Genomic DNA, 14,383 nt, shown 5'->3' with positions numbered 1-14,383 from the left:
GTGGCAGGGCCTAAGCTTCGGCTCATGCTGAAAGTGGGCCTGACCGGGGGCATCGGTGCCGGCAAGAGCGAGGTGTCGCGGCTGCTCGTGGAGCACGGGGCCGTGCTGATCGACGCGGACCGCATCGCGCGCGAGGTCGTGGCCCCGGGCACCCCCGGTCTCGTGGCCGTGGTGGAGGCCTTCGGCGAGGAGGTGCTCTCCGCCGACGGCAGTCTGGACCGGCCCCGGCTCGGCTCGATCGTCTTCGCCGACCCCGACAGGCTCGCCGCCCTCAACGCGATCGTGCACCCTCTGGTGGGCGTCCGTTCCCGCGAGCTGGAGGAGGCCGCGGCCCCCGACGCCGTGGTGATCCACGACGTACCCCTCCTCACCGAGAACGCTCTGGCGCCCCTCTACGACCTTGTGATCGTCGTGGACGCGAGCCCCGAGACCCAGCTCGACCGGCTGGTACGGCTGCGCGGGATGACCGAGGAGGACGCACGCGCGCGCATGGCCGCCCAGGCCACCCGCGGACAGCGCCGGGAGATCGCCGACATCGTGATCGACAACGACGTCCCCCTGGACGCGCTGCGCAAGCGCGTCGCCGACGTGTGGGAGGACCTCGTCCGACGGGCACGCGAGGCGTCCGCGGAATAGCGGGCCCTGACCGGGCGTTGAACGTCCGGAGTGAGGGAAGGACTCTGCCGTGCCCGAGACCAGCGGTTCCACCGGACGTACTCCGGAAACGCATGTCATCGACTTCCGTGCAGCCGAGCAACTGCTCAATTCACGGGACCCGCGGGGCGCGGTGAAACTGCTCGACGGAGTCATCGCCGCACACCCCGAGAACACCGCCGCCCGACTGCTCCGCGCGCGTGCCTTCTTCGCCGCGGCACAACTGCGCCCGGCCGAACTCGAATTCACCATCGTGCTGGAGCGCGAGCCGGACAACGCGTTCGCGCACTTCGCGCTGGCCCGCACCTACGAGCGCCAAGGCCGCGCCGACCAGGCCAAACGCCACTTCCGGCTGGCGGCCGCGCTCGATCCCAATCCGCAGTACCTCAAGGCCGCCCGGTTCGACGACTGAGCCGCGCACAGGCACGGATGCCGCGGGCCGGTCACGGATCTCGGTGGCCGTTCACGGATGCCGGTGCCTCGGCGGATGCGGGAACGGCGGGCGGTTCCGACGCGGCCGGTACGACGGTACGTCGTCCCCCGGCGGCTCGTACGGCGGCACGTCACGGCCCGGCTGGTAGTGCGGGCCCTGCCGCATGTGCCGGAGGATCACGGTCATGTCGACGGCGACGACCAGCCACAGCACTCCGCACGCCGCCGCCCAGCCGGGCCGGCCGACGAGCGCGAACGCGGCCGTGCCGAAGACCGCCCAGGCCAGTCCCCACACGCTCAGCCACAACCGCGCTCGCAGCGCACTGCGCGCGGTCGAGGGTTCACTGCCCGTACGCATGGCCCATCACCACTCCTCCTTGCAACGTACTCTTCGGGGACGACGTTGACCAACGGCGCATGCCCGCCCCGAGAGCGTCGTCCGCGCGCCGCTCAGAAGAAGGGGGGCGCCGTGCCGCCGGACGCCGATGACCTGCCCGAACTCCTCCTCGATCTGGCGGTGCCGCACGAGGACATCAACGACCTGGTGGCCCAGCGGCGGCTGATCACCGGGGATCCGGGAGTCCTACGGCTCCTGGACCGTGGCGTCGAGGAGCTGTTCCTCGCGCCGGAGGAGGCCGGCCGCACCCCCGACCTCGCCGGAGTCTTCGCGGCGGCACCGGCCGAGTTCAGCCGTACCTTCCCCGTCCACGTCTTCCTCGCCGCGGCCCCGCGCACCCTCGCCCGGCACCGGGAGCGGGACATCCCGCCCGAGATCTCCCGGCGCACCCTGGCCGACCTGGGCCGGCACATGGCGCTGTACCGCAGACGACGCGGCACCGGCGGTGTCGAGGAGTGGCGCTGGCTCGTCCGGCACTTCCGCGGCGAGCTGTTCCAGCTGGGCCGGCTGCAGTTCGAACGGGCGCGGCTGGGGCGGCGGACGGCGTCGGCGCTCGCGGCGGCCGGCCGCGACACGGCGCCCGGCGCGCCCTGCCTGAGCCTGCACATCCCCGACTTCCTCGGTCCGCTGACCCCGTCCGCCTGCGACCGTTCGCTGGCACGGGCCCGTGAGTTCTTCGCCCGGCACTTCCCCGAGGAGCGGCCGGTGGCGGCGGTGTGCCACTCGTGGCTGCTGGACCGGCAGTTGAGGCGGTACCTGCCTGCCGACTCCAACATCATCCGGTTCCAGAACCGGTTCCGCACCGCGCGCGAGGACACCGAACCCGCGGACACCGAGCCCGTCCGGTTCGTGTTCGGGGACCCGTGCCTGCCGGTGGCCGAGCTGCCGCGGCGCACGTCCGTGGAGCGCGCGGTGGGGGACCACCTGCGGGCGGGCGGGCACTGGTATGTCGGGCACGGATGGTTCCCGTTCCCCGACTGACGACTGCTCACAGAAGGCGGTCGGCAGATGGCAGACGCACGGCAGCCGGCTGGTGGCAGATCGCTGAGCTGCGCGGGTGAGGTGGGGGATAACTCGAACGGGTGAACCGGCGGCGGAGGGGAACGGGTGTGCGGGGGCGGGTCGTTCTTCGGGCATGACGGTCGAAATGCGTGAGGGATACGAGGGCACGGGGCCCGGCGCCATCACCCCGGACGGCTGCGCGGTCGAGCTGTACGAGCGGCTGCCGGTGGGCGACGAGCCGGACATCATCGCCGCGGCGGTACCGGCCGGGGCGCACATCCTGGAACTGGGCAGCGGAGTGGGCCGGATGACCCACCCCCTCATCGAGCGGGGCTTCAGGGTCACGGCGGTGGACGAGTCCGCCGACATGCTGGCCCGCATTCGAGGGGCACGCACGGTATGCAGCCCCATCGAGGAACTGGACCTGGGCGGCGAGACGTTCGACGTGGTGATGCTCGCGTCGTTCCTCGTCCACGCCGGTGACGAGGACGTGCGCCGGGGCCTGCTGCGCACCTGCGCCCGGCATGTGGCGGAGGGCGGCTGCGTGCTCATCCAGCGAGAGGGTGAGGACTACCACACGAGGGTACCGAGGGAGCGGGCCGACCCGAGCGGCTTCACGGTACGGATCGCCTCGGTCGAACCCGCCGGAGACGGAGTCCACTCGGTCCGGGCCGAGTACACGTTCCCGGACGCCGTCTGGACCCAGACGTTCTTGTCCAGGGCCCTGACGAAGGAGCAGTTCGAGTCGGCACTGACGGAAGCGGGGCTGGAGGTGGACAGGTATCTCACGCCGGACCGGATATGGGTGCGGGCGGTGAAGACGGCATAGTCGGGTAGCCGGCGTTCTCCCGCAGCCGTATCCGGCCCGGAGAGCGACGAGGGCGGGTGCGGGACATGGCGGAGCCGGTGCGGGCGCGGTCGGCCGAGCGGGGAGCGGCGGGGAAGCGTCCCGGGGCGCTGTGGCCGACCAGGGCGCCTGGGGAGCCTGGGGCGCGCCCGGGTCACCCCGGGTGGGGGATCACCGCCTCTTGGCACGCCTCCCCGATCCACCACCCGCACCGGACCCACCGGCATGACCACGGCCACCGGTCCCGTCGCTCCTGCCACGGCGGCCCCGGTCGCCGGCTCCCCCGGAGCGGCCCGAGCCCGCAGAGCCGTCCGAGCCGGTGGAGCGGCCCGAGCCCTCTGACCCGGCCGTGCCGTCGAGTCCGCCGGACCCTTCGGGACCACCGACTCCTCGGGCACCACCGGCCCCCTTGGGACCGCCGAGGGCTCCGGGGCCTCCGGGGCCAAACCCTCCTCCGGCTGCCCCGGACCCGCCGAAGCCGCCCGGTTGGCGGAAGCCGCCCGGCGTCCCGAAGCCGGCCGGAGCTCCGAGGCTGCGGAGGCGTTCCAGCTCGCGGCGGTCTCGCTTGGTGGGGCGGCCGGTGCCCCGGTCGCGGAGCCCGGCGGGCGCCACGGCCTCGCGGGGCGGGGGCGGAGGGGAGTTGTCGATGTAGCACTGCGCCGCCACCGGGGCGCCGACCCGCTTGCGGATCAGGCGCTTGACGATCACGACGCGTTCCCTGCCCTCGTGCCGCAGTCGAACCTCGTCGCCGACGCGCACGGAGTAGGCGGGCTTCACCCGCTCGCCGTTCACGTGCACATGGCCGCCCCGGCAGGCGGTGGCGCCGAGGGAACGCGTCTTGATCAGGCGTACGGCCCAGATCCAGCTGTCGATACGAACGGTCTCACCGGTCGCCGGCCCCGCGGCCTCGGCGGCGGCCACCGCGGCGGCGGTCTTGGGATCGTCGGGTCGGTCGGCCGCCGCGCCGGAGCCGGCGGTGTTCCGGGCCGGATCCGGTCCGTCCGGTCCGCCGGTGTCACGGTTCACGTTGTCGTCCGCGTCCTCGGAAGCCATGCACCGACCTTAACTCCCGGACACGGTCGCCCCGGATGTGTTTTCGTCCGTCTCCGCGCACGGCGACGCATCGGGCCGTGTCGCCGACGAGCAGGTCGGCGTCGCCGCGTATGTGTGGACCGAAGGGACGAGCCCCGCTGAGCCGCCACGCCACGCGGGCACGCGCACGCGTGCCGTCACCGGCCAGGGCTGCCTGGCCGGTGCTCCCTCACCGGCCAGGGCCCTCGCTTCGCGTCCCACCTCGTCGTTCTCATGGTTCCCCGGCGAGCGGCATACGGTGGCCCTATGGACGACAGCAGTGCGCTGACCCGGCTCGACGGGCGGGTAGCGGAGTGCCGGGCCTGTCCGCGGCTGGTGGAGTGGCGCGAGGAGGTGGCCCGGACGAAGCGGGCCGCGTTCGAGGACTGGACGTACTGGGGGCGGCCGGTGCCCGGATTCGGCCCGGCCGACGCCCGGCTGCTGATCATCGGGCTGGCCCCCGCGGCGCACGGCGGCAACCGCACCGGCCGTATGTTCACCGGCGACCGCTCGGGGGACGTGCTCTACCAGGCGCTGTACGACGTGGGCCTCGCCTCGCAGCCCACCTCCGTCCGTGCCGACGACGGACTGGAGCTGTACGGGGTCCGCGTCACCGCGCCGGTGCACTGCGCGCCGCCCGCCAACAAGCCGACCCCGGGCGAGCGCGACACCTGCCGCCCCTGGCTCGTCCAGGAGCTGACGCTGCTGCGTCCGACGCTGCGGGCCGTCGTCGTCCTCGGCGCCTTCGGCTGGCAGGCCGCGCTGCCCGCGCTCGCCGATGCGGGCTGGAGCGTGCCCCGGCCCCGCCCGCGCTTCGCCCATGGCACCCGCGTCGCGCTCGACGGCCTGGACCTCTTCGGCTGCTTCCACGTCAGCCAGCGCAACACCTTCACCGGCCGGCTCACCTCGGACATGCTGCGCGAGGTGCTGCGCACGGCCGCGCGGGCAGCGGGTCTGCCGTAGCGCACCTGGTCAGGAAGCGTCGGCTCCGAAGAGGTGCCGTACCGTCGAGCGGTAGTTGGCGCGGACGTGCTCCAGCGCGTGGGCGCGGGCGCGCTCCGGGTCGCCGGAGGCGATCGCGTCGTACAACGCGCGGTGCTCGGTGAGGAGTTGGGGCCATTCCTCGTTGCGTCGGGTGAGCCAGCGCAGGCGGCCGTCGACCGGTTCCATGACCGAGATCAGCAGGCTGTTGCCGGCCAGGGCGCGGATGCGGTCGTGGAAGCGGGTGTTGAGGTCCGTGATCGTCTCGGCGTCCCCCTCGCGCGTCGCCCCCGCCGCCTGCTCCAGCAGTTCCCGCAGCTCCGCCAGGGCCTCGGGGGTCACCCGGGTCGCCGCCAGTCCGGCCGCGTACACCTCCAACGCCTCGCGCAGCTCGAAGAGTTCCCGGACATCGGTCGGGGTCAGCCGACGTACGACCGTGCGGCGGGCCGACTCGAACAGGACGAAGCCCTCGGCGACCAGTGCGCGGATCGCCTCTCGAACCGGCACCCGCGAGACGCCGAACCGCTCGGCCAGTTCCCGCTCGACGAGCCGGTCACCGGGCGCCAGGCGTCCGGCGATGATGTCCTCCCGCAGGCTGGCGAGGACGCGTTCGCGCACGGCGCCGAGGGGTTCGGTCTTCGTCGTCGGGCTCATGGGGCCATCTTCGCCGACCCGGCGGTGCTTTTACGGGGCCGTAACGGCAACGACATCGGTCCGAACGGTTGACGGCGGGACCATGACGGGAGTTTGGTATACCAAACGGCTGCCGTCCTCCGTCCCCTCGCCCATGGAGGCCCCGTGTCCCTCGCCGACCGCGCCGAAGCTCCCGGCGCCACCGCCTTCACTCCCGATCCCCGTCTCGTCAACGAGGACCTCGCCCCCGCCGAGCAGCGGAACTGGAAGGTCTTCGACCTGTTCGCCATGTGGATGTCCGACGTCCACAACCTCGGCAACTACACCTTCGCCGCCGGCCTGCTCGTCCTCGGCATGAACGTGTGGCAGGTCTTCACGGCCCTGCTCGCCGGCTTCGTGCTCATCTATGCAGGCATGAACCGGATGGGGAGGATCGGCCAGCGGCACGGCGTGCCGTTCCCCGTGGTCAGCCGCATCAGCTTCGGCGTCTGGGGCGCCAACATCCCGGCGCTGATCAGAGCCGTGATCGCCATCATGTGGTACGGCATCCAGACCTATCTGGCCTCCGTCGCCGTCAACGTGATGCTGCTGGCCGCGTGGCCGGGCCTGGCGTCCCTCACCCACCACTCCTTCCTCGGCCTCGACGCGCTGGGCTGGATCTCCTTCGTCTCGCTCTGGCTGCTGCAATGGGTGATCATCAGCCAGGGCATGGAGGCGGTGCGCAGGTTCCAGGACTTCTGCGGCCCGGTGATCTGGCTGGTGATGATCGCGCTGGCGGTCTGGGTGCTGGCCAGGGCCCACTGGAGCATCTCGCTCACCTCCACCCCGCACCCGGTCTCGACGGGCGAGCAGTGGCGCCAGTGGTTCGGCGCGATCGGCCTGATCCTCGCCACCTACGGCACGCTGATGCTCAACTTCTGCGACTTCTCCCGCTTCGCCCCCGACTACCGGACGGTCCGGCGCGGCAACTTCTGGGGCCTGCCCATCAACTCCACCGCCTTCGTCGTCGTCTCGGTGATCGTCACGGCGGGCTCGCTGAAGGCGTTCGGCCAGGCCATCACCGACCCGGCGGAGCTGGTCGCCAAGGTGGGCAGCACCTGGGTGCTGGTCGTGGCCGCGTTCGCCTTCGCGGTGGCGACCATGGGGGTCAACATCGTGGCCAACTTCGTCTCACCGGCGTACGACCTCGCCAACGTCTGGCCGCAGAAGATCACCTTCAAGGTTGGCGGCATGATCAGTACGGTCGCCGCGCTGGTCGTCACCCCCTGGAACCTCTTCTCCAACCCCACCGTCGTCAACTACTTCCTGGGCGGCCTCGGCGCCTTCCTCGGCCCGCTGTTCGGCGTGATCATGATCGACTACTACTGGGTCAAGCGCGGCAGGATCGACGTCGACGCGCTGTTCGACGCCCGGCCGGGGAGCCCGTACCACTATCGCAAGGGTGTCAACCCCAAGGCGCTGGGGGCGTTCCTGCCCTCCGCCGCGGTCGCCGCCGTGCTGGCGCTGCTGAAGGGCTTCAGCGACGTGGCGCCGTACTCCTGGTTCATCGGCACCGCGCTCGCCGCCGCCCTCTACGCGCTGATCAACCGCCGTGAGCGCGCGGCCGGTACGGCTCAGGAGGCCTGACGGACGTGCGGATCATCGTCACCAACTGCAACACCACGCAGGGGATGACCGACGAGATCGTGCGAGGTGCCCGGGCCGCCGCGAGCCCGGGCACCACCGTGACCGGTCTGACCCCCGCCTGGGGCCCCGCGTCGGCGGAGGGCTGGCTCGACAGCTACCTCTCGGCGGCGGCCGTCCTCGACACCCTGCGCACCTACGACGGCCCCGCGTACGACGCCGTCGTGCTCGCCGGCTTCGGCGAGCACGGCCGGGAAGGCGCACGGGAGTTGGTGGACGTCCCGGTCGTCGACATCACCGAGGCCGCCGCCCACCTCGCCTGCCTCCTCGGCCGCCGCTACGGCGTCGTCACCACCCTCGACCGCTCCCGCGGCCAGATCGAGGACAGCCTGGAGACCGCGGGTGTGGCCCGCAACTGCGCCGCCGTCGTCGGCACCGGCCTCGGCGTCCTGGACCTCGCCGACGACCCCGGCCGTACGGAGGCCGCGTTCCTGTCGGCGGCCGAACGGGCCCGGGACGCCGGAGCCGAGGTCCTGGTCCTGGGCTGCGCCGGGATGACGGGCCTGCAGCGGACGGTCGGCGAGAAGCTCGGGCTGCCGGTCGTCGACGGCGTGGCGGCGGCGGTCCGGCTCGCCGAGTCCCTGGTGGCCCTGGGCCTGACGACCAGCCGGGCGGGCGGATACGAGCGGCCGCTGCCCAAGGAGCGCAGGTGGGGGCGGCCGCGGGGGTGAGCGGGTGCCAGGGAACGGCGTGGGGTCGGCCGCGGGGTGAGCGAGTGCCAGGGAACGGCGTGGGGTCGGCCGCGGGGGCGAGCCGGTGTCAGGCCCCGGGCCGCCACACGTATCGCACGTCCGGCTCCCGCTCCTCGTTGCCGCTGCCGTCGGTGAACTCGACGGCCGTGAAGCCGTGCCGCTCGTAGAAACGGTGGGCGGGCTCGTTGACCTGGAAGGTCCACAGGGCCAGCCCGCCCGGGCGGTGCTCCTTGGCCAGCGCGACGAACCGGTCGCCGATGCCGCGCCCCCGCCAGCCGGGGTCCAGGTACAGCTGGGACAGCCGCTCGTCGTCCAGGACCATCACCCCGACGATCGCACCGCCGGGCGCCTGCGCCACCCAGGTCTCCCGCAACGGTACGACGACGTCCCGGAAGTAGTCCCTGACGTCGTCGTCGGTGCGCGGCCGGACGACGGTGGGCAGCGCGGCGGCGAAGGAGCGCAGCCAGACGTCGGCGGCGGCCCGCGCGTCCTCGGCGGTCGCCCGCCGGAGCACGACGCCGGTCATGAGGGGCCCGCCCCCTCCGCCACCACGGCCGTGGCCGTGATCTCCACCAGCTGACCGGGGTACCCGAGACAGGCGACGCCGATCAGCGTGGACGAGTGGGGGCCGGTGCTCAGCCCCGAGGCCTCGACGACGTCCCACACCGCCGACAGGCCGGCCGGCTCGCCGCTGACGACGTACACGTCCGTCGCGATCACGTGCGCCAGGTCGCTTCCGACGGCCGCCAGTTGCCCGCGCAGGTTGGCGATCACCTGCTCGGTCTGCCGCACGGGGTCACCGGGGCCGACGAGTTCCCCCTTCCCGTCGAGCGGCACGGCCCCCGCGAGGAAGGCGATCCTGGTGCCCGCCTCCACCACCGAGGCGTGCGCGTAGGTGGGCGGCGGGAAGAGTCCGGGTGCGTTCACACGGCGGATCACGGGCGGCTCCTGCGGTGGGCTCACGGGCTGGCGGCCGGCCGCCGACCGGCTGGGCGGCCGGCCGACTGGTCAGCCCCCGATCATCCGGTGCCACCACCCGCCCGCGCATCCCGATTTCCGTCGCATGGGCCCGCCAGGCGAGGGAGCCGCCCCGGTGCGGCATCCGTACCCGGACGAACGCGCCGTGCCGCGTGGGCGCCCGCGGGAATTCGGAAGCGGACTCCCGGACGGCTGCGGCACGCTGAGGGCATGACCAGGTCCTCCGACGCCGACTTCCTCGCCCGCACCACCGAGCGCCTCGCCGCCCTGCCCACCGTCCGGGCCGTGGCCCTCGGCGGCTCACGCGCGCAGGGCACCCACCGCCCGGACAGCGACTGGGACCTGGCGGTCTACTACCGGGGCCCGTTCGACCCCGACGGCCTGCGCGCCCTCGGCTGGTCCGGAGAGGTCTCCGAGATCGGCGGCTGGGGCGGCGGTGTCTTCAACGGCGGCGCCTGGCTGACCGTCGAGGGCCGCCGGGTCGACGTCCACTACCGGGACCTCGACGTGGTCGAGCACGAGCTGGCGGAGGCCGCGGAGGGCCGCTTCCGGGTGGAACCCCTGCTCTTCCACCTGGCCGGCATCCCCACCTACCTGGTGGTGGCCGAACTGGCTCTCAACCAGGTGCTGCACGGCGATCTGCCCCGCCCGGAGCGGTACCCGGCCAAGCTGCGCGTCGCCGCCGCCGAGCGCTGGCACGGCACCGCCCGCGCCACCCTCGACTACGCCAGGAACAGCCACGCCCCGCACGGCCGTCTCACCGAGACCGCCGGAGCCGTCGCCACGGCCGCGGCCGAGGCCGCGCACGGGGTGCTGGCCGGGCGCGGCGAGTGGGTGACCAACGAGAAGCGACTGCTGGAGCGGGCCGGGCTGCGCCGTGTCGACGCCGTGGTGGACGCGATGCGGGCCGAGCCCGAGGCCCTCGTCCGCGCCGTCACACAGGCCGCGGAAATCCTGGGGCGAGCCCGCTCGTGACGACGGGCAGAGCACCGCCATCACGGCAGTCCGGGCGTTGCGTTCATAAAGAAACCGGCACCCCCGGCACCTTTCACACACACGAAACCTGACCGCCCCGTTCGCCCGGGCGAGCCGCCCTAGGGTGGAAGCACGGTCCGCCGGCCACCGTCGTCCGAAGGCCCACCCCGCCCTCGTACGAACAGGAGCCCCGTGTCCCGGCCCGCCGCACCCCTCTGGCTCGCCCACGCCCTGCGCGCCCAGCGCGGTCCCGTGCCCTGGAGCGCGATGACCCGGGGCGCGCTCGCCGCCGGACCGCTGCTGCTCGCCGGTGTGCTGGCCGACCGGCTGCCCAGCGGCGTGCTCGCCGCCATCGCCGCGATGCTCGCCGGCATCAACGACCGTCCCGGCAGCCGACGTGCCTCCGTCAAGCGGCTCGGGGGACCCGCGCTCACCGGCGCGCTCGGGCTGCTGGCGGGGACGTACGCCGGGCAGGAACTGGCCGCCGTCCCGCTCACCCTGGCGCTCACCCTGCTCGGACTGGTCGCCGGCGCGATCAGCGCCGTCGGGCCGGTCGCCTCCGCCGCCGGGACGCAGTTGCTCGTCGGCGCCGCCCTCGGCGCCGGCATGCCCGCGGCCGCGAGCGGCTGGCAGCGGGCGCTGGCCTTCCTCGCCGGCGCCGGGTGGCTGATCCTGTTGCGGCTCGCGCTGCCCACGCCGGGCTCGCTCGCCGGGGACTTCCGCTTCGACGGGGAGCGGCAGGCGGTCGCCGACGTGTACGACGCCGTCGCCGACCTGCTCGACGCCGTGGGGAGCCGGAACGCGGCGGCGCGGAGGGCCGCGCTGACCGCCGCGCTCGACCACGCGCAGGACGCCCTCGCCGGCCCCCGGCTGCGCCGGTACGCCGGCTCCGCCGCCGAGCGCCGGCTGCACGCCCAGTACGTGGCCGCGCTGCCGCTCGCCGAGGCGGCCACCGCCCTGTACTGGGCGGGGGAGTCCGTCTCCGCGCGGGCGGGGGAGGGGCCGCGCAGGCTCGCCGCCGCCGTCCGCGGCAACACCGGCACCGGGCCGCTGCCCGCGCCCCACCGGTCCGCGCCCGCTCTGCGGGCCCTGGACGACGCCCTGCTGCGCGCCGCCGAGGCCTTCGACCGGGCCGAGGGCAAGGACCACCGGCTGTTCGCCCGGCGGCGGACCGCGAGGGATGTCCTGCGGGCCGCGTTCGGCACCGGCGGGCGCGAGTACGGGCTGCGCGTCGCCCTCTGCTTCGGGGCCAGCGCCGCCATCGCCCAGGCGCTGCACCACAGCCGCTGGTACGGCCACCACCAGCACTGGTACTGGCTGCCCGCCACCGCCGTCTTCCTCGTCAAGCCCGACCTCGGACCGCTGGTCTCCCGCGTGCTGTGCCGGGCCGCCGGGACCGTGCTCGGCGCCCTGGTGTTCGCCGGGCTCGCCGCGCTGCTGCCGCACCCGGCGGGGCTGATCGCGCTGGTCGCGCTCTGCGGAGCGCTGGTCCCGGTGGCCACCCGGCACTTCGCCGCGCTCACCGCCGTCGTCACCGTCCTCGTCCTCGCCCTCGTCATGGCCGGCGGCGAACCGCAGGCCTCCGTCAGCCGCATCGGCGAGACGCTGCTCGCGTGCGCGCTCGTGCTGGTCGTCGGGCACCTGCCGATGCCGGGGGAGCGGGGCGGCGGCGTGCGGGCCCGGCTCGCCGCGGCCGGCAGCGCCGCGCACGCCTATCTCGTGCACGTCCTCGGCGAGTCCGGCGACCGCGCCGAACGCTGGGCGCTGCGCCGCGAGGCCTACCGCAGGCTCGCCGAGGCCCGTAGCGCCATCGCGCTCGCCGCCGCCGAGCTGCCCGCGCTGGCCCGGCACACCGCGGGCACCGACGCCGTCGCGGACGCCCTGGAGCGACTTGTCGACACGACCACCGCCTGCGCCGTGCACCTCGACGACACCGGCCGTCTCAGCCCCCGCCACGTCAGGCAACTGCGGGACGCCCTCGCCGAGCTGGAACTCCAGGGAACCGAGGTCCGGCTGCCCTCGGCCGCGTAGCCGGACGGTGTCCCCATCAGCCCCGGCCGGTACGGGAGTCGGCCGGTCCCGATGCCCGCTCGCGGACCGGGGACACGCGCGGCGGGTCCAGGAGTACGCCACCTGAATCCGCGTGCCCTACGACGTCTACCGGCTGCTGCGCGACACCGCGCCCGTGCGGCGCATCACCGGACCCGACGGCACCGCGGCCTGGCTCGTCACCCGGTGCGAGGACGGCAGGGCCGCGCTCGCCGACCCCCGGCTGTCGCTCGACAAGCGGAGCGGTACGGCAGGCGCGTACAAAGGCCTGTCGCTGGCACCCGCTCTCGACGCCAACCTCCTCAACATGGACCCGCATCCGGCGCCTGGTCGGCCGCGCCTTCATCCCGCGCCGCGTCCAGCGGTTGCGCGAGCCCGTCCGCCGTACCGCCGACCGGACTTCCGGCAGTGGACCGACAGCCTCACCGCCCCCGACCCGGCCCGCCCCCGACGCCTCGAAGGACGCGATGGCGGCCATGCTCGGCTTCCTCACCCACCTGCTCGCGGCCAAGCACCGGCCGCCCGCCGACGACCTGCTGTCCGAGCTGATCGCCGTACGCGACGACGGTGACCGGCTCGGCGAGGACGAGCTGATGTCGCTGGCCTTCCTCATCCTCTTCGCCGGGTACGAGAACACGGTCCAGCTCATCGGCAACGCCGTGCTCGCCCTGCTGCGGCATCCCGACCAGCTCGCCGCCCTGCGCGCGGACCCGGCGCTACTGCCGCGGGCCGTCGAGGAGTTCGCCCGCCACGAAGGCCCCATGCTGTTCGCCATGCGCCGGTTCCCCGGTCGAGGACGTGAGCATCGCCGGGGTACGCGTCCCGGCGGGCGAGACGGTCCGGGTCTGCCTGGCCGCCGCCAACCGCGACCCCGCCCGCTTCCCCGATCCCGACCGCCTCGACCTGTTCCGCGACGCCACCGGACACCTCGCCCTCGGACACGGCATCCACTACTGCCCCGGCGCACCGCTGGCCCGCGTGGAGACGGAGATCGCCCTGGCGGCCCTGCTGGAGCGCCTGCCCGCACTCGCCCTGGCGGAGGGCGAGCCGACCTGGCGCCCGTCCATGCGCGCCCGGGGCCTTGTGGCCCTGCCGGTGACGTACTGACGGCCGTACCCGCACAGGAGCCGGGAACGGGCGCGGCGGCAGGGAGGACCGGGTGCCGCAACCGGTGCTGAGAAATCTTCGCGCGCGGCGATGAGTTCCGCTCTCCGCCACGGTCAGCCCTGGGAACCGACCGTCGGACAGGAGGGCCCATGTCGCTTCCGGAGATCGTCTCGCGAGAGCAGTGGCGCGCGGCGCGCGAGGAGTTGCTGCGCAAGGAGGAGGCGGTCAGACGGGCGCGCGAGGAACTCGTCGCGCAGCGGCGGCGGCTGCCCATGGTCGAGGTCGACACGGAGTACGTCTTCGACGGCGGCGACGGCAAGGCCACGCTCCTCGACCTCTTCGACGGGCGGGCCCAGCTCATCGTCCACCACTTCATGTTCGCCCCGGAGTGGGAGAGCGGCTGCCCGTGCTGCGCGGCCTTCCTGGACCAGCTGGGCCACCTCGCCCATCTGCGCGCCCGGAACACCTCGTTCGCGTCCGTCTCCCGGGCCCCCTTCACCCGCATCCTGCCGTTCAAGGCCCGCATGGGCTGGGCGGTGCCCTGGTACTCGTACGTGCCGGCGCACGGCGACTTCAACCGTGACTTCGAGGCCACCGTGGAGTCGGAGCGGGGCCCGGCCGAGCGCGCGGGCATCAGCTGCTTCCTGCGCGACCACGACCGGGTCTTCCACACCTACTCGGTCTTCGACGACGGCCTGGACGGCGGCTGCACCATCGCCGGTCTGCTCGACCTCACCGCGCTCGGCCGCAGTCCCGCCGGCAGCGACCGGCTCCGCCTGCACGACGAGTACGACGTCTGACGCGGACGGCGCACATCGCTGACGTACTGTGTGCAGGTCATGTCGCAAAGTGAGCGGATTCTGCCGATCCGCACCGAACGGG

Annotated in this window: 14 protein-coding genes and 2 pseudogenes; 11 read left to right on the top strand and 5 right to left on the bottom strand. The window is 73.8% G+C overall.

Annotation, left to right across the window (positions count from 1 at the left end):
- Nucleotides 1-24: 24 nt before the first annotated feature.
- Nucleotides 25-636, top strand: a complete 612-nt coding sequence (gene coaE / locus ACZ60X_RS01045; RefSeq protein ID WP_469591968.1) for a dephospho-CoA kinase — start codon at nt 25-27, stop codon at nt 634-636.
- Between the two features lie 49 nt (nt 637-685).
- The gene (locus ACZ60X_RS01040) at nt 686-1,066 is read left to right on the top strand and encodes a tetratricopeptide repeat protein (protein WP_469591966.1); all 381 of its coding nucleotides are present in this window, start codon (nt 686-688) and stop codon (nt 1,064-1,066) included.
- A gap of 129 nt (nt 1,067-1,195) precedes the next feature.
- Here the strand turns inward: ACZ60X_RS01040 and ACZ60X_RS01035 are convergent.
- Nucleotides 1,196-1,444 (bottom strand): annotated as a pseudogene (locus tag ACZ60X_RS01035) (DUF6343 family protein); the annotation flags it as partial.
- Nucleotides 1,445-1,555: 111 nt separating this feature from the next.
- On the opposite strand from ACZ60X_RS01035, the gene ACZ60X_RS01030 reads away from it, so the two are divergent.
- Both ACZ60X_RS01030 and ACZ60X_RS01025 read left to right on the top strand, forming a co-directional pair.
- Entirely contained in the window at nt 1,556-2,464 is a 909-nt protein-coding gene (locus ACZ60X_RS01030; RefSeq protein WP_469591964.1) for an acyltransferase domain-containing protein, read from the top strand.
- Nucleotides 2,465-2,618: 154 nt separating this feature from the next.
- A complete protein-coding gene (locus ACZ60X_RS01025) occupies nt 2,619-3,314 on the top strand; it encodes a class I SAM-dependent methyltransferase (RefSeq protein ID WP_469591962.1) in 696 nt (231 codons plus the stop codon).
- 189 nt (nt 3,315-3,503) lie between these two features.
- On the opposite strand, the gene ACZ60X_RS01020 is transcribed toward ACZ60X_RS01025, so the two are convergent.
- Nucleotides 3,504-4,385: an RNA-binding S4 domain-containing protein gene (locus ACZ60X_RS01020; protein WP_469591960.1), complete on the bottom strand. Its 882-nt coding sequence runs from the start codon at nt 4,383-4,385 to the stop codon at nt 3,504-3,506.
- A 285-nt stretch (nt 4,386-4,670) separates the two neighbouring features.
- Between ACZ60X_RS01020 and ACZ60X_RS01015 the strand changes: the two genes are divergently transcribed.
- A complete protein-coding gene (locus ACZ60X_RS01015) occupies nt 4,671-5,366 on the top strand; it encodes a uracil-DNA glycosylase (RefSeq protein ID WP_469591958.1) in 696 nt (231 codons plus the stop codon).
- Nucleotides 5,367-5,375: 9 nt separating this feature from the next.
- Here ACZ60X_RS01015 and ACZ60X_RS01010 read toward each other — a convergent pair whose 3' ends face one another.
- Nucleotides 5,376-6,038, bottom strand: coding sequence for a GntR family transcriptional regulator (locus ACZ60X_RS01010; protein WP_469591956.1), 663 nt, complete (start codon nt 6,036-6,038; stop codon nt 5,376-5,378).
- A 144-nt stretch (nt 6,039-6,182) separates the two neighbouring features.
- Here ACZ60X_RS01010 and ACZ60X_RS01005 point away from each other — a divergent pair, with 144 nt between their 5' ends.
- Nucleotides 6,183-7,643, top strand: coding sequence for an NCS1 family nucleobase:cation symporter-1 (locus ACZ60X_RS01005; RefSeq protein WP_469591954.1), 1,461 nt, complete (start codon nt 6,183-6,185; stop codon nt 7,641-7,643).
- A gap of 5 nt (nt 7,644-7,648) precedes the next feature.
- Nucleotides 7,649-8,371 (top strand): aspartate/glutamate racemase family protein, encoded by a 723-nt coding sequence (locus ACZ60X_RS01000; protein WP_469591952.1) that lies wholly within the window; start codon nt 7,649-7,651, stop codon nt 8,369-8,371.
- 88 nt (nt 8,372-8,459) lie between these two features.
- Here the strand turns inward: ACZ60X_RS01000 and ACZ60X_RS00995 are convergent, their stop codons facing one another.
- Together ACZ60X_RS00995 and ACZ60X_RS00990 are read right to left on the bottom strand one after the other, a co-directional pair.
- Nucleotides 8,460-8,918 carry a GNAT family N-acetyltransferase gene (locus tag ACZ60X_RS00995; RefSeq protein WP_469591950.1) on the bottom strand — a complete coding sequence of 153 codons (459 nt, stop codon included), beginning with the start codon at nt 8,916-8,918 and terminating at the stop codon, nt 8,460-8,462.
- Nucleotides 8,915-9,331: a RidA family protein gene (locus tag ACZ60X_RS00990; RefSeq protein ID WP_469591948.1), complete on the bottom strand. Its 417-nt coding sequence runs from the start codon at nt 9,329-9,331 to the stop codon at nt 8,915-8,917. The genes ACZ60X_RS00995 and ACZ60X_RS00990 overlap by 4 nt, the downstream gene beginning before the upstream one ends.
- A gap of 249 nt (nt 9,332-9,580) precedes the next feature.
- Here ACZ60X_RS00990 and ACZ60X_RS00985 point away from each other — a divergent pair, with 249 nt between their 5' ends.
- The 4 genes and pseudogenes from ACZ60X_RS00985 to ACZ60X_RS00970 all read left to right on the top strand — a co-directional run bounded on the left by ACZ60X_RS00985 (nt 9,581) and on the right by ACZ60X_RS00970 (nt 14,301).
- Entirely contained in the window at nt 9,581-10,345 is a 765-nt protein-coding gene (locus tag ACZ60X_RS00985; RefSeq protein WP_469591946.1) for a nucleotidyltransferase family protein, read from the top strand.
- A gap of 267 nt (nt 10,346-10,612) precedes the next feature.
- Nucleotides 10,613-12,376 (top strand): FUSC family protein, encoded by a 1,764-nt coding sequence (locus ACZ60X_RS00980; protein WP_469592968.1) that lies wholly within the window; start codon nt 10,613-10,615, stop codon nt 12,374-12,376.
- A gap of 106 nt (nt 12,377-12,482) precedes the next feature.
- A pseudogene (locus ACZ60X_RS00975) lies at nt 12,483-13,501 on the top strand (cytochrome P450 family protein).
- 149 nt (nt 13,502-13,650) lie between these two features.
- On the top strand, nt 13,651-14,301 hold the full coding sequence (locus ACZ60X_RS00970) for a DUF899 domain-containing protein (protein WP_469591943.1): 651 nt from the start codon (nt 13,651-13,653) through the stop codon (nt 14,299-14,301).
- The last annotated feature ends 82 nt before the right edge of the window (nt 14,302-14,383 follow it).

The organism is Streptomyces sp. NPDC104106, assembly GCF_055584345.1.
Note: the sequence above shows the minus strand (reverse complement) of the source record. Positions and strands in the feature narration are given on the sequence as shown.

What these genes read in the sequence shown, in the direction of transcription:
- ACZ60X_RS00980 (WP_469592968.1), top strand. Translation starts at nt 10,613, where the DNA reads ATGACCCGGGGCGCGCTCGCCGCCGGACCGCTGCTGCTCGCCGGTGTG.
- ACZ60X_RS01020 (WP_469591960.1), bottom strand. Translation starts at nt 4,385, where the DNA reads ATGGCTTCCGAGGACGCGGACGACAACGTGAACCGTGACACCGGCGGA.
- ACZ60X_RS01025 (WP_469591962.1), top strand. Translation starts at nt 2,619, where the DNA reads ATGACGGTCGAAATGCGTGAGGGATACGAGGGCACGGGGCCCGGCGCC.
- ACZ60X_RS00985 (WP_469591946.1), top strand. Translation starts at nt 9,581, where the DNA reads ATGACCAGGTCCTCCGACGCCGACTTCCTCGCCCGCACCACCGAGCGC.
- coaE (WP_469591968.1), top strand. Translation starts at nt 25, where the DNA reads ATGCTGAAAGTGGGCCTGACCGGGGGCATCGGTGCCGGCAAGAGCGAG.
- ACZ60X_RS00995 (WP_469591950.1), bottom strand. Translation starts at nt 8,918, where the DNA reads ATGACCGGCGTCGTGCTCCGGCGGGCGACCGCCGAGGACGCGCGGGCC.
- ACZ60X_RS01010 (WP_469591956.1), bottom strand. Translation starts at nt 6,038, where the DNA reads ATGAGCCCGACGACGAAGACCGAACCCCTCGGCGCCGTGCGCGAACGC.
- ACZ60X_RS00970 (WP_469591943.1), top strand. Translation starts at nt 13,651, where the DNA reads ATGTCGCTTCCGGAGATCGTCTCGCGAGAGCAGTGGCGCGCGGCGCGC.
- ACZ60X_RS01015 (WP_469591958.1), top strand. Translation starts at nt 4,671, where the DNA reads ATGGACGACAGCAGTGCGCTGACCCGGCTCGACGGGCGGGTAGCGGAG.